This is a genomic window from Agrobacterium sp. DKPNP3 (assembly GCF_052686535.1).
The window spans coordinates 15,243-29,348 of the sequence record NZ_JBQYSN010000011.1 but is presented as its reverse complement, the minus strand read 5'-3'; the positions used below and the strand labels follow the sequence as shown (position 1 = coordinate 29,348).

The window sequence follows — 14,106 nt, the reverse complement described above, 5'->3', positions numbered from 1 at the left end:
CAACGGTCAGATGTGCAAGGTCCAGGTCCCACTCTAATTTGACGCGACCGTCGACTATCGGCGACGCTGTCGGAGCCCATCGATGCACAAAGTCCGCCGCGCCTTTTTCATGGCAATGCTGGAACAACACCTCGGAATCGCGATCAATTTCGCTTTGATAGCGATCGTATCGAGACTGCTCTCGCCAGCGGAAGTTGGCTTTGCCGTCATCGGTTACGGGGTGACCTCGGTGATCTTCGCCTTTCGCGAATTCGTTTCTTCCGATTTCCTCATCCAGCTCGATGTCGTTGAACGCGATGACATTAACACGTCGCTCACATTGCTGCTCCTGGTCAGCGGCTTTCTCGGGATCATTCTTTATCTGTGCGGACCGTATCTGGCGAATTTTTACCACCAGCCCGGTCTCCAGCACTATCTTATCGTCGCAATTGCCGCCGTCATGGCCGAAAGCCTGGGCATGCCGGCGTTCTCGATGCTGCGTCGGCGGCTGGCCTTCGGCACCATCGCACGCGTCCGAACCATCGGCCTCGTCGTTATGGCGGTCGTAACAATCTTCACTGCCAGCAAGGGAGGGGGCTTCGTCAGTTTCGCTCTCGGCCTGCTCGTCGGCAACAGCGTTGCGAGCGCCCTTGCCGCCTATGCCGATCCGGCCCAGCGCAAAGCGCGCCTTTCACTCAAATCGTGGCGCCGCATGGCCGAATTCGGCCGCTTCAGGGGCGCCTCCACCATCGTTGACAAGCTATACGAATCCCTGCCGCAGCTCGTCCTCGGGTTTGCCATGACCCCGACAGCGGTGGCCATCTACAATCGCGCCAACACCGTCTGCTCCATTCCCGACCGCATCTTCCTCTCGGCAATCTTCTCCTTCGCGTTTCCGGCGCTCGCCGCCGAAGTTCGCGAAGGTGGAGATGTCCGCAGATCCTATCTGCGCGCCCTCAGCTACATCACCGTGCTGTATTGGCCATCGCTGATCATGGTCGCCATTCTCGCCGATCCCATCGTGCGCCTCGCACTTGGAGACCAGTGGCTCGCCGCCGTCGCGATCACACGCATTCTCGCACTTGCGTCGATCTTCTGGTTTCCAATGGTTTTGACAACGCCGTTGCTGATCGCTCTCAACGCCAACCGGGAGGCTTTTCTTGGCAATTTCGTCTGCCGCAGCGTCTCGGCAATCGTGCTCTGCTCTGCCAGCTTTTTCGGCCTGACCGCGGTAGCGCTGAGCCAGTTCGTTACCCTGCCCTTCCAGATGCTTGTCGCCTTCTATCTGGTAAGACGCCATGCGCACTTCAAATTGCCCGAACTCTTCGCGGCCATCGGGCCGAGTGCAGCCGTGACCCTTGCCGCGATTGCGGGACCGCTTGCCATATCCGCTTCGATCGGATTCCGCTTCGATTATTCCCTCGGCCAGGCTGGCAGCGTCATCCTGCTTTCGGTGGCCGGTTGGGCGGCCTGCCTGCTTCTTCTGCGTCACCCACTCGTCAGCGAGATACGTTCGACGCTCCATGCTTTCGCCGGACGTCCACGCAGGGCCGGTAGACCTCCTGCGCCAGCTTCCATTTCAGACACCGTCGTTTCCGCAGCGGCTGAACCATGAGCAGCATCGATATCGTCATTCCCAATTACAATTACGGTCGCTTCCTCGAGGGATGCGTACAAAGTGTCCTTGGCCAGAACATATCGGAAATGCGTATCCTTATTATCGACAACGCCTCCACGGACGACAGTGTTGCGATCGCCCGGTCCCTCGCTACCGCGAATCCCCTCATCGAGACGAGCCTGCACCCCATCAACCTCGGCGGTCACGCGTCTTTCAACGAAGGCATCGATTGGGCTCGGGCGGACTATTTCGCCATCGTCTGCGCTGACGATATGCTGTCGCCTGGAGCACTCGCGCGCGCAGTAGAGGCGCTCGACGACAATCCCGGCGCGCATATGGCGTATGGCCGGACCGCCTTCTTCCGTGACGACGCCGAGATAGCCTCAAGCATTTGCAGCGATGCCGATGGCATGCAGCTTCATCGCGGCATCGACTTCATCGCCAGGATTTGCGCGACGGGACGCAGCCCGGTGCCGGGTCCACTCGCCGTCACCAGAACGCATATCCAGCACCAAGCCGGTCATTACCGGCCAGCACTGCGCCATACCGACGATGTTGAGATGTGGATGCGGCTCGCGGTGCTGGGTGATATCGTCGAGCTGGATGCCGTGCAGAATTTCACGCGTATCCACGGCGCCAACCAATCGGCCACTCTTGACAACGTGCTCGGCTGGAACACCGAAATGGAGGCTGCGCTCGAAAGCTTCTTTGGCAATGAAGGGGCTTTCCTTGAGAATGCCGAAAACCTGCTGAAACGCGGTCGCGCGAGCCTGAGCGACCGCGCCTATTGGTGCGCCCTTTCCAATCTGCTGCGGCGCCGGCCCGGCGCGCGTGCCCTTCTCGCACAGGCTGTTCGCCTCAGACCCGCTTCAGCATTTCTGCCACCGGTAAGGTATCTTATGCGTCGACCAGACGCGTTCCATCGCATTTGCGCGGCAATCGCCCGCCGATAACAATCGCCCGCCAGTTGGTGTTATTGAGCCTATTCTTCGGCATTCAGCACAAGGCGCAGCAGGGCCGGCAGCGAAGCGGATTTCGTTCGCCGCATGATGGAGGCGCGATGATTTTCGACAGTGCGCTGACTGAGCTTCAAATCGGCAGCAATCACCTTGTTGGCCTGTCCCTGAACAATCCGGTCGAGGATCTGCCGTTGCTTGCGGGTAAGCATCGCCAGCGTGGCGCGCGCCGTTTCGCGCCGCTCTTCGCGCTCGTTCGCATCGCGCGATCGCTCGAAGGCCAAGAGTACGCTGCGATATATGTCCTGGTAAGAAAAAGGCTTCTCGATGAAATCGGCCGCACCATAACGCATCGCATTTATTGCCATACGGACATCGCTGCGACCCGTGATAACAATCACCGGAAACCGATGGTGTCTTTCTTTCAGCAAACGCAGCAATTCCATGCCGACCATGCCGGGCAAATAGGCGTCGACAAGCAGACACCCTGATCTGTCTGGCTTATAGTCGGCAAGATATTCTTCCGCCGAAACATACGTTGCGACCACCCAGCCCTCACCTTCGAAAAGAGCGCGCAAATTGTCCCTGATGTCTTGCTGGTCGTCGATGACTTCGATGAGCCTGCCCCTGATCGGCTCCATCAATTCAGCTTCGCTTACCTGCGCTGCTCTCTCGCCGGTTTGGCGAACGACCAAAGTCTCAACCGCCTGCACCACGTCCTTGAGTTTTGCCGGCTTGTGCAGATAGGGAATTTCGTGCTGAGCAAAATCGCTCAGCGTCTTGCCTGAAATATCGCCTGTTAGGATGAGCGCCGGAACATTGCGGAAGAGTACCTGCCGGATTTCTTCAATCACAGCGATGCCATTGCTACCGGAAGGAAGATTGTAGTCTGCGAGAATAGCGTCGGGGATGAACTTCAACCCCCGAACAATAGCGGTTGCTTCGGCAGCCCCAGAGGTCGCAGCGACGACGTATCCAGCTTGCTCCAATCCCATCTTGAGCAGATCGCGCATCCCGTTATCGTCTTCGATGATCAAAACCGATGCGGACGAAAGGGCGCCAGCTTGACGCGACCGGCCATTAACGGTCGTGCGCATTTGCGCAAGCGGCTCCCCTGCCGGAGCCCGATCCATCTCGATCATGAATGCGGAACCTTTATGCAATTGCGACCGCACCGCAATCTTTAGTCCAAGAAGGTCGCCAAGCCGCTTGACGATCGACAATCCCAGTCCCAACCCACCGTCTTCCGCACCATCAGGTACATTGAGTTGCAGATATTCCTGAAAGACGTCCTCGATGCGATCGTCGGGAATGCCTATTCCGGTGTCCCACACGTCGAACCGAACCTTTGCACCGTGGCGGCGACAGCCAACCAGGATCGTGCCACTCGGCGTGTACTTGATTGCATTGGACAGAAGATTGCGAACGACCTGCTCGAAAAGACGGGGATCGGTGCGAACGGCAAGGCTGGACGGGACGACACGGAGTTGCAGCCCCGCCGCCTGAGCGGGATAATAGAACTCCCTGAAAAGCTTTCCTAGAAGATCGTCAATCGGGAAGCTCACCATCTGCGGTTCCGCCATCCCTGCTTCGATCTGGTTGATATCTAGAACAGTGTTGAGTATGCCCAGCATCGAAGACAGCGTTTCGCCCATCCTCTGGACGAAAATGCGTGATTGTCCTTCACCCACACTTCTTTCCAAAAGCCCATGCAACAGCTTCAAGGTCTGCAGCGGCTGCCGAAGATCGTGGCTTGCCGCAGACAGGAATCGCGACTTTGCCTCGGTCGCCCGTTCAGCGGATTTCTTGTCAGCCTCCCTGCTCTCGGCGATCTGCTTCTGCGCGCTTATATCGATGAAGGTGATGACCACTCCATCAATCGTTTCACCCGCGCCCTGACAGGGTTTGACGCGGCGGACATACCAGCGCCCATCGGGTCCTTCCACCTCTCTCTCGATTGGGGTGCCTTCGAGGAGCGTCGCCGTCGCATCGGCGTGAAGCGTGACGTCGCCGTCAAACCCGCGAAGGTCCGACAGGGGGCGGCCGACATCGGACGAGAGGATGTCGAAAAGGGAAAGGATAGCCGGTGTGAAGAACCGTATACGAAAACCGGAATCCAAAAAAAGCGTTGGTACATCGGTGCTATGAAGGACATTTAGCAGATCGTTGGAAATCGCCCGCTGACGCTCCAGGGCTTCTTGCAATTGATTATTGCGGACTGTCAGATGTTCATTGAGGGATTCCAGTCTCTTCCTCGAAGTAGAGAGTTCCGCCCACATCTCTGATCCGGACAAGGAAGCGGTCTCCACCGCGACAGTAGAATGTGCCTTGTCACCATCCTTGCTGCGTCCCGCCATAGTCGTTCTCGTTAAAACTGATGCCCATCCAATAGAGATCGACTTTTTCAAGCGTCAGGTTCGGGGCATCAACGATGCCTTGAAAGCAGTCATCGAGGCCTTGGAACACCTCGTCCTGGCTACAGCCACCAAATCCCATCATCGGCAGGGACGCAGTGAGACCGATGGTCAAAAAGGTGCATTCTCCCAATTCGATCAGCACGCACAGGTTGTTCCCATCCCCAACCAGTGCCTGAACGAAGGATGATAGATCAATCCCTCAGCAATTATAATTCATCCATTATAGTTAGTAGCGCCACACGAAACATGATGATGGCCTGAAAGAATTATATTTCCACAGTTCTCGCGTGTCTGATTGCCTGCTAACATCATGACAGATTGAACGTCACTTCGAGCTCTCAATCAAAAGTGAGTAATTTCCGAATCTTTTCGAGTTGCGATACTCCATTGTAGGATGCCTGAAGTAGAAATTTGGATAGTGCCGCGTCTGTTGATTTCTGGCGGATTTTAAATTCCAAAAAAAATTGAGACCGCAATAAAGGCTCTTCCGAAGTTCTGGTTGATGAAGACGTTCCGGGTTGAATTCCCTGCGACGTCCGTTGTGCGGAATCATAGAAATAAACCCTGAGTTGCGCTTCTGTCGAGCCTGACAGACCCGCAAAGTTCTTTTTAGAGCGGATAGGACTTAACATGCTGACCTCAGTTCCCAACAACGGGCGCAGCCAGTTCTCATCAAATTTCCATATGGTTGCGCATTCGAAACCCGTGGAAACCAAGGTCAAAAAGCTGGCGATCATCGACGACCGCGCGCTCGACCGTGAGTGTCTGGCCCAGAGCCTGATCGCCTATGGGCTTGATATGGAAGTCGAGCTGTTTTCATCACTCGATGAGTGGCGACATGCTCCGAACGGCCATCATAACGGCATCCTGGTCAACGTCGGTCGCAGCGATCTTTGCGATGAGGTATCCCTTCATGAGTTGAGGGAATTCATCGCGGATTTCCCTTACCTTCCGGTCGTCATTCTCGCGGAAAACCGTGATCTGCGCCAGGTCATGAGGGCGTTTGATGTGGGAGTGCGAGGATACATTTCCTCCGCGATAGGATTGGCAGTGTGCGTGGGCGCCATCTCGCTGGCACTGGCGGGCGGCGCTTTCGTATCGGCTGAAAATCTCAGCGATCTCAGGCAGTTGCTTGTCGTTGCGGAAGGCAAGGAACGCCAACGCACGGCCATGTTCACCCAGCGCGAGGTCGATGTTATCAACGCTTTGACGCAAGGCAAGCCGAACAAAATCATTGCCTACGAGCTCAATCTTCGCGAAAGCACCGTCAAGGTGCATATCCGCAATATCATGAAGAAAGTGGGCGCTAAAAACCGCACCGAAGTGATCTTTAAAGTTTCTGATCTTTTCAAAAATTAATGTCCGGTGTCGTGTAACTCAATGTTGTCGATCCGTCACTGCCTGCGGGTATCGCAACCTGCACGAAGCAGACGCATCGGATGGGTTTTGCCGAGAAGTTTGTCCGTCTCTTCTAAGCCTTTCGGCTAGCGTTCCCAACTAAAAGACGGCGTAACGGCAACCGAGCCAGATGCGGTAATCTCCAGTCATCGGATATCTGGACCCGGGACTGCGCCATGCACTCTTTCGTCGACAATTTCGAAAACTCGGATCGACTGCGCCAGCGCTCCCGCTACCTTATACCGGGCGGTGCACATACCTATGCCAAGGGTGACGACCAGTACCCTGTCCTGTCTCCCGGCTTCATTGAAAGGGGCTATGGCTGTCATGTCTGGGATGTCGATGGAAATGAATATATCGAATACGGCATGGGCAACCGGGCCGTCGGCCTAGGCCATGCTTATGGCGACGTCGTCGAGGCGGCGCGCGCGGAACTATACCGCGGTTGCAATTTCACGCGCCCGTCAAAGATCGAGGTGGATTGCGCTTCAACCTTCCTCGACACGATCCAGACGGCCGAAATGGTTAAATTCTGCAAGAACGGTTCTGATGCGACATCCGCCGCGATACGACTTGCACGGGCTGTTACAGGCCGCGACCTGATCGCACGTTGCAGCGACCACCCGTTTTTCTCCACCGACGACTGGTTTATCGGAACAACGGAGATGAATGCAGGCATTCCTCAGGCGATCCAGAATCTGGTCCTTGGCTTCACTTACAATGATCTTACGAGTGCGCGCAGTCTGTTTGACCGCTTTCCAGGTCGCATAGCCGCCTTCATTCTGGAGCCGTCGCGCGGTGAACCGCCTCGGGACCGGTTCCTTCACCAACTCCAGGAGCTATGTCACGAAAACGGCGCGCTTTTCATTCTCGACGAAATGATCACGGGCTTCCGCTGGGACGCGGGGGGAGCGCAGAAGACATACGATATCGTCCCAGACCTGTCCTGTTTCGGCAAGGCGCTGGGGAATGGCTTTTCGATTTCGGCGCTTGCTGGCAAGCGTGAGTTCATGGAACGAGGCGGTATCGATCAAACCGATGCCCCCCGTGTCTTCCTGCTTTCGACGACGCATGGCGCGGAAACGCACGCGATGGCAGCGGCCATCGCAACCATGCAGGTTTACACACAGGAACCCGTGGTCCCACATCTGGTCCGACAGGGAAACGCGTTGCGTGCCGCCATCAGCCAGATCGCAATCGCGCACGGGCTCGATTCCTACTTCGGTATTCAGGGCCACTCCGCCTGTCTCAGCTACTTCACGCTCGATCAGACTGGCAAGCCGTCTCAGGCGTTCCGCTCGCTCTTTCTGCAGGAAACCATCCGACGCGGCATTCTCGCACCGTCTCTCGTTGTAAGTTACACGCATGGGGACGAGGATATAGCCAGAACACTTGACGCCATAGACGGGGCGCTAGGGGTCTACCGAAAAGCGCTGGAATACGGCGTTGACAAATTCCTCACGGGACGCCCGTCCGAGGTTGTATTTCGACGTTTCAACGGCGGATCGCAGCATCAGGCCAGCCATGGGCTGAAGATGGCCGACATGGCCGAGTTATCGGAAAGCATCCAAAAGCCTTAACCGGTCGGGGCACCTAAGCGGTTCGCATTATCGCTACAGCCGCTTTGCGCGGTGCATCGATCTCGCCTGAACAGATACGCTCGTTGCAATCGACATTGGATCTTGAGGGGAAGTTTCATGCACGTTCTCGTCACCGGGCATCGCGGATATATCGGCTCCGTCATGGTACCCATCCTGCGCAAGGCGGGCCACGAAGTTCACGGCTACGACACGGAGTTCTACCACCGCTGCGCCTATGCGCCAGGCGGACCTTTGCCGAAGGTGCCCGGCGTGTGCAAGGATATCCGCGATATTACGCCTGCGGATATGGAAGGTTTCGACGCTGTCATTCATCTTGCTGCCCTGTCAAACGACCCGCTGAGCAATCTCAATCCGGAAATTACCTATGAGATCAATTATCGCGGTAGCGTTCGGGCAGCGAGAGCCGCAAAGCAGGCAGGCGTCAAGCGTTTCATCTTCGCCTCGTCGTGCAGCAACTACGGTGCCGCTGGCGAAGGGCTGGTCAATGAAACGGCAGAGCTCAAACCTGTAACGGCTTATGGCACCTCCAAGGTCTTGGCGGAGCGGGAAATTGCGAGCCTCGCGAGCCCCGGCTTCTCGCCCGTCTATATGCGCCCGGCAACGGCATATGGCCTTTCACCCATGCTCCGTTTCGATATCGTACTCAACAACCTGACGGCCTGGGCGGTGACGGAAGGACTGATCTTCCTGAAATCCGACGGATCGCCATGGCGTCCAATCGTTCACATCGAGGATATTTCCTTAGCCTTTCTGGCAGCGCTTGAAGCTCCAACGGATGTCATCCACAATCAGGCGTTCAACGTCGGACAGGACGCGCACAACTATCAGATCAGAGAGATTGCCGAAATCGTCGCCCTCACGGTCCCTGGATGCCGGCTGCAATATGCCAGCGACGCGAGCCCTGATACCCGCTCCTACCGTGTCGATTTCGGCAAGATCGCCCGTGCGCTTCCGGCGTTCAAACCGACGTGGACGGCCGCTGCAGGTGCCGAGCAACTCTACCGGGCCTACAAGAGCTCCGGCCTGACAATGGCCGAATTCGAGGGCCCGCACTATCAGCGGATCGGCCAACTTCAGAAGCTCATCGGCGATAAGGATATCGACAGCAACCTGCGCCGCCCCATGGCCGCGCCGCGCCAAAGCGTCGGTATCGCAGCATCGGTGTGAAGGGGAGGAGGCGATGGGCAGGATGGAGCCTGGTGCCGAACTGACGACCGATGCAATCCGGGAAATAACTATTGGCCAGACTATTCACGATCTCGCCTCCCGCCTCTTTCCGATCTGTCGCAGTATCACGGGCAAAGGTGTGTGCGAGACGATCGATATCCTTAAAGACTATATCGATATCGAGCAGCACGCCGTTCCGAGCGGGACGCGGGTTTTCGACTGGACGGTGCCGCCGGAATGGATCGTTCGGGACGCCTATGTGAAAAACGCGGCGGGACGCAAGGTGATCGATTTCCAAATGTCGAACCTGCATCTCATGAACTACAGCATCCCTCAACGCCGCGTGATGCCGCTCGCCGAACTGCGAGCACATATTTATACCCTTCCGGAACAACCCGACCTCATTCCCTACAAAACAGCCTATTACACGGATGCCTGGGGCTTTTGCATGTCGCATAATGACTTCCTCAAGCTCGAGGAAGGCGACTATGAAGTCGTCATCGACACCGAAAAGACGTCAGGCAATCTGTATTACGGCGAATATCGGCATGTCGGACAAAGCACCAAGGAAGTGCTTCTCTTCGCGCATATCTGTCATCCATCGCTCGCAAACGACAATTGTTCCGGCCTCGCACTGCTCACATGTCTTGCTGCCGGCCTGAAAGGCAGAGACACATATTACAGCTACAGGTTCGTCTTTGCGCCCGGAACCATCGGCTCCCTGTCATGGCTTGCCCGGAACGAAGAGGGGATATCGAACATTGCGCATGGTCTTGTGGTTTCCTGCATTGGTGACGGCGGCGGGCCGAACTACAAGCGTAGCCGCCGGGGAGACGCAGTGATCGACCGGATCGCCGCCTGCACCCGCTGCGGCGAGGATCGCAAACCTCTGGCAATCGCCGACTTCATTCCCTATGGCTATGACGAGCGGCAATTCTGTTCGCCGGGCTTCAATCTGCCGGTCGGACTGCTGCAGAGAAGCTCTTTCGGAACCTTTTCCGAATATCACACCTCGGCCGACAATCTCGACTTCATCAGGCCCGAACACCTTAACTCATCCTTTTGGATGATCATGGACATGATCGAGGCTCTCGAAGGCAACTGGACGCCGTTGAACCTTAGGCCGAAAGGTGAGCCACAGCTCGGAAAATACGGGCTTTTCCCTGCGATTGGCGGCCACAAGACGAACGACGACCGCACCATGGCCTATCTCTGGATATTAAACTACGCCGATGGAGATAACTCGCTGCTCGATATCGCCGAAAGGTCCAAAATCCCCTTCGTCGATATTGCGAGCGCGGCAGGCAGGCTGCTTGAGGCGGGCCTTGTATCGAATCTGGGTTTCCTGTCGCGGTAGACATTCATTGCCAGGCCGCCCAACCGAGGTCCTTTTCCGAGATGACAGAAGGAGGCGCAGGCCATTCAACACCGATCGCGGGTTCGTCATGGCGTATCCCCGCTGCACTTGCTTCGGCATAGGGCACCGAAATCAGATAAGACACGGCAACATCGTCGCTGAGCGACTGGAAACCATGGGCAAAACCCTCGGGAATGTAGAACTGCGCGCCGTTTTCGGCCGACAAGACCGTCCCCACCCATTGCAGATAGGTGGGCGAGCCGCGACGCAGATCGACAGCGACATCCCATATCGCACCTTTGACGCAGGAAACCAGCTTAGTCTCCTGATGCGGCGGTCGCTGGAAATGCAACCCTCGAATGGTGTGCTTGAGCTTTGATATGGAAAGGCTGTGCTGACTGAAGTCCGATACCAGCGCGTTACTCTCAAATTCGCGTTTACAGAACGTCCTCGCAAAAGAGCCTCGGCTGTCATGCACGGGCACCGTTTTGACGACCCAAAGCCCCTCGATTTTCGTCTTCTCAAACAGCATTCGGCGCTCCTGATGCGACCCCGTATTCAAGAAGAGTTCGCCGCCATTTCAGCGGCTACGGAATACAGCCACAGGCATCACCATACCCTGAAGGCCGGGGGGCAATTAAGTCACCCTTTCAGTTGCGGAAACCCGGCGCCGGAGGCACATCCCAGAGGATTACAACATAAATCTACGGCTTATGGATGACGTTTTCGAGCCGAATGCAGTATCGTCACCCACCCTGATCCATAGTATTTTTTCCAGCTAATAAAAGAATTTCTGAAATTCGCTCGAAAACACTGCGATGGAATCAGGGGACGTCAGATGAATAATGAGGCAGTTTTTTCCGCAAGACTGAGCTCGACGCATCACGTTGGGCTTTGCCGCCTTTGTAGCGCGCCATTGGTGCATACCTTCGTTGATCTTGGAATGTCTCCGCCCTGCGAAAGCTTCGTCGCAGCTGATGCCGCCAATGACGTCGAGCCGTTTTATCCGCTCCATGCATTCGTGTGCGATGAATGCTTCCTCGTCCAGCTTCAGGAATATGTAGCGCCGGAGAGTATTTTCACGGAGTACGCGTATTTCTCTTCGTTCTCGGACAGTTGGGTTGCTCACGCGAAGCGGTACTGCGACATGGTCATCGAGCGCTTCGCGCTGGACCAATCCAGTTTCGTTGTCGAGCTTGCCAGCAACGATGGTTACCTGCTGCAACATTTCCTGACCAGCAACATTCCGATGCTCGGAATTGAACCGGCGGTGAACGTCGCGAAGGTGGCAATCGGGAAAGGTATTCCGACACTGACGGAATTTTTCAACGAGGCTCTGGCAACCGATATGGCGGCCAGGGGACAAAAAGCGGATCTCATCATCGGCAACAATGTCCTTGCCCAGGTGCCTGACATCAACGATTTCGTTGCCGGCATGAAAGCCCTGCTCAAGCCTGAAGGCGTGATCACCCTTGAGTTCCCGCATATCGAAAAGCTTATCGCGGAAAACCAGTTCGACACCATCTATCACGAGCACTTTTCCTACTTTTCATTGCTGACGATAGAAAAAATGGCTCACCGTCATGGACTCAAGGTTTTCGATGTCGAAGAAATCCCAACACATGGCGGTTCGCTGCGGGTCTTTTTCTCGCACGAGGACAGCATGTTTCACCGTGAAGCCCGCGTCGATAGCCTCCTGGAACGGGAATTGAATGCCGGGCTCGACAGAATAGAGACCTATACGGCCTTCGCCGAAGCCGTGCGTCAGACCAAGCGAAACCTCCTGTCTTTCCTCATCCGTCTCAAGGAGATGCGCAAATCCATCTGCGCCTATGGCGCGCCGGGAAAGGGCAATACGCTGCTGAATTATTGCGGCATCGGCACCGATTTCATCGATTTTGCGGTTGATCGCAACCCTTACAAACATGGACGCCTTACGCCGGGAATGCATATCCCAATCCGGCCCGTCAGCGAAATCGAGCGCATGAAGCCGGATTACGTCCTCATTCTTCCCTGGAACCTGAAGAATGAGATCGTTGCACAAATGCACGACATCAGAGACTGGGGCGGGAAATTCATCGTTCCAATTCCAGACATATCCATCATTGATCCGAAGGAGTTGGCACAATGAAGGTCGTCTTGTTCTGCGGTGGCAGGGGTACCCGCATCAGGGAATATTCTGAAAGCGTCCCTAAACCACTGATCCCGCTCGGCTCTCAACCGATCATGCGACACGTCATGCAATATTACGCCCGTTTCGGGCACGAAGACTTCATCCTCTGCCTCGGCTACAAGGCGCATGTCATAAAAGAATTCTTCCTGAACAGCCGGCCGGAAAGTTATGCCGATTGCGTCATATCAAGTCCCGGACGCGTGGAATTGCTCGAAGAGCTGCCGAGAGATTGGCGCGTATCGCTGATCGATACGGGGATATGGCGCAATATTGGCGAACGTCTCTGGGCCGTACGTCGTCATCTCAAAGGCGAGAAGATGTTTCTCGCCAATTACAGCGACGGCCTGACCGACGTCGATCTCGACGACATGATTGCCCAATTCGAAAAGAGCGACAAGCTCGCCTGCTTCTTGGCTGTCAGGCCGCCTCTCACCTACCATCTGGCGGAGATCGACGAGAGCGGAAGGGTGCGGGAATTTCGGTCGTCGGAAACATCCGAGATGTGGATCAACGGCGGCTACTTCCTGATGCGTCCGGAAATTTTCGACTACATGCGCGAGGGCGAAGAACTCGTGCTGGAACCGTTTTCCAGGCTGATTTCTGAAGACAAATTGATGGCCTACAAACATGAGGGTTTCTGGCGATCTATGGATACGCTGCGCGACTGGCAGACGTTGGAGGCGATGGTGGAACGCGGCGACATGCCATGGATCGGCGACGGTGCGTCAATGGCACGCAAATCGCCAAACACGAAGCAACTGCCATGAAAAACATATCCCTCGCCTCCGCCGGTGATCGCCTGTCGATCCTATGTCTGGGAGCTCACTCCGACGACATTGAGATCGGCGTCGGAGGCACGGTCCTCAGTCTGCTTTCAAAGGGTGTGTTGCTTGATGTCCATTGGTGCGTGCTCAGCGCCGGCAACGAGCGCGCCCTGGAGGCACGCAGTTCTGCGGAAGCTTTTCTGGCAAAAGCAGCATCCTATTCAATTGAACTTGCATCGTTTCAGGACAGCTACTTCCCCTCGCAGAGCCGTGAAATCAAGTCATGGCTGCTGACATTGCGCGACAAAGTCAGTCCCGACGTCATATTCACACATAGCCGCGAGGACGCGCACCAGGATCACCGCGAGATCAACAGGATCACATCCAACATCTTCAGAAATCACCTGATCATGGAATACGAAATCCCGAAATGGGACGGCGATTTCGGCAGACGAAACGCTTACGTGCCATTGAGCGAAGACGCGATGAATATGAAGGTCGAGCTTCTCCTGGAACACTTTGGAACACAGAGATCCAAGGACTGGTTCGATGCGGATACATTTCGCGGCCTGGCGCGGCTGCGGGGAATGGAATGCCGTGCGCCAACACGTTTTGCGGAGGCCTTTACCGTCAGGAAACTGACGCTCGCCTGAAACAGGCGAAAGCCTGCGCACGG

The 14,106-nt window shown here is 56.0% G+C and carries 12 protein-coding genes; 9 read left to right on the top strand and 3 right to left on the bottom strand.

The window, feature by feature from the left end:
• Window positions 1-82: 82 nt before the first annotated feature.
• Both ACUTJJ_RS05105 and ACUTJJ_RS05100 read left to right on the top strand, forming a co-directional pair.
• Complete coding sequence (locus ACUTJJ_RS05105; RefSeq protein WP_445541485.1) at window positions 83-1,594, top strand: oligosaccharide flippase family protein; 1,512 nt, start codon at window positions 83-85, stop codon at window positions 1,592-1,594.
• On the top strand, window positions 1,591-2,550 hold the full coding sequence (locus tag ACUTJJ_RS05100) for a glycosyltransferase family A protein (RefSeq protein WP_445541484.1): 960 nt from the start codon (window positions 1,591-1,593) through the stop codon (window positions 2,548-2,550). Before ACUTJJ_RS05105 ends, ACUTJJ_RS05100 begins: the two co-directional genes overlap by 4 nt.
• Window positions 2,551-2,579: 29 nt before the next feature.
• Here the strand turns inward: ACUTJJ_RS05100 and ACUTJJ_RS05095 are convergent, their stop codons facing one another.
• Together ACUTJJ_RS05095 and ACUTJJ_RS05090 are read right to left on the bottom strand one after the other, a co-directional pair.
• On the bottom strand, window positions 2,580-4,847 hold the full coding sequence (locus ACUTJJ_RS05095; protein WP_445541483.1) for a response regulator: 2,268 nt from the start codon (window positions 4,845-4,847) through the stop codon (window positions 2,580-2,582).
• A gap of 37 nt (window positions 4,848-4,884) precedes the next feature.
• Window positions 4,885-5,112 carry a hypothetical protein gene (locus ACUTJJ_RS05090; protein WP_445541482.1) on the bottom strand — a complete coding sequence of 76 codons (228 nt, stop codon included), beginning with the start codon at window positions 5,110-5,112 and terminating at the stop codon, window positions 4,885-4,887.
• A gap of 488 nt (window positions 5,113-5,600) precedes the next feature.
• Between ACUTJJ_RS05090 and ACUTJJ_RS05085 the strand changes: the two genes are divergently transcribed.
• From ACUTJJ_RS05085 to ACUTJJ_RS05070, 4 genes are all read left to right on the top strand, one after another.
• Window positions 5,601-6,329, top strand: a complete 729-nt coding sequence (locus ACUTJJ_RS05085; protein ID WP_144577587.1) for a LuxR C-terminal-related transcriptional regulator — start codon at window positions 5,601-5,603, stop codon at window positions 6,327-6,329.
• A gap of 215 nt (window positions 6,330-6,544) precedes the next feature.
• A complete protein-coding gene (locus ACUTJJ_RS05080; RefSeq protein ID WP_445541481.1) occupies window positions 6,545-7,948 on the top strand; it encodes a glutamate-1-semialdehyde 2,1-aminomutase in 1,404 nt (467 codons plus the stop codon).
• A 117-nt stretch (window positions 7,949-8,065) separates the two neighbouring features.
• Window positions 8,066-9,136, top strand: coding sequence for an NAD-dependent epimerase/dehydratase family protein (locus tag ACUTJJ_RS05075; RefSeq protein ID WP_445541480.1), 1,071 nt, complete (start codon window positions 8,066-8,068; stop codon window positions 9,134-9,136).
• Between the two features lie 13 nt (window positions 9,137-9,149).
• Window positions 9,150-10,493, top strand: a complete 1,344-nt coding sequence (locus ACUTJJ_RS05070; protein WP_445541479.1) for a DUF4910 domain-containing protein — start codon at window positions 9,150-9,152, stop codon at window positions 10,491-10,493.
• A 4-nt stretch (window positions 10,494-10,497) separates the two neighbouring features.
• On the opposite strand, the gene rfbC is transcribed toward ACUTJJ_RS05070, so the two are convergent.
• On the bottom strand, window positions 10,498-11,025 hold the full coding sequence (rfbC, locus tag ACUTJJ_RS05065) for a dTDP-4-dehydrorhamnose 3,5-epimerase (protein ID WP_144577579.1): 528 nt from the start codon (window positions 11,023-11,025) through the stop codon (window positions 10,498-10,500).
• 306 nt (window positions 11,026-11,331) lie between these two features.
• On the opposite strand from rfbC, the gene ACUTJJ_RS05060 reads away from it, so the two are divergent.
• The 3 genes from ACUTJJ_RS05060 to ACUTJJ_RS05050 are packed head-to-tail and all read left to right on the top strand — an operon-like array spanning window position 11,332 to window position 14,083.
• Window positions 11,332-12,624, top strand: coding sequence for a methyltransferase domain-containing protein (locus ACUTJJ_RS05060; RefSeq protein WP_445541478.1), 1,293 nt, complete (start codon window positions 11,332-11,334; stop codon window positions 12,622-12,624).
• A complete protein-coding gene (locus ACUTJJ_RS05055; protein WP_063950129.1) occupies window positions 12,621-13,433 on the top strand; it encodes a glucose-1-phosphate cytidylyltransferase in 813 nt (270 codons plus the stop codon). Before ACUTJJ_RS05060 ends, ACUTJJ_RS05055 begins: the two co-directional genes overlap by 4 nt.
• Window positions 13,430-14,083 (top strand): PIG-L deacetylase family protein, encoded by a 654-nt coding sequence (locus ACUTJJ_RS05050; protein WP_063950130.1) that lies wholly within the window; start codon window positions 13,430-13,432, stop codon window positions 14,081-14,083. Before ACUTJJ_RS05055 ends, ACUTJJ_RS05050 begins: the two co-directional genes overlap by 4 nt.
• The last annotated feature ends 23 nt before the right edge of the window (window positions 14,084-14,106 follow it).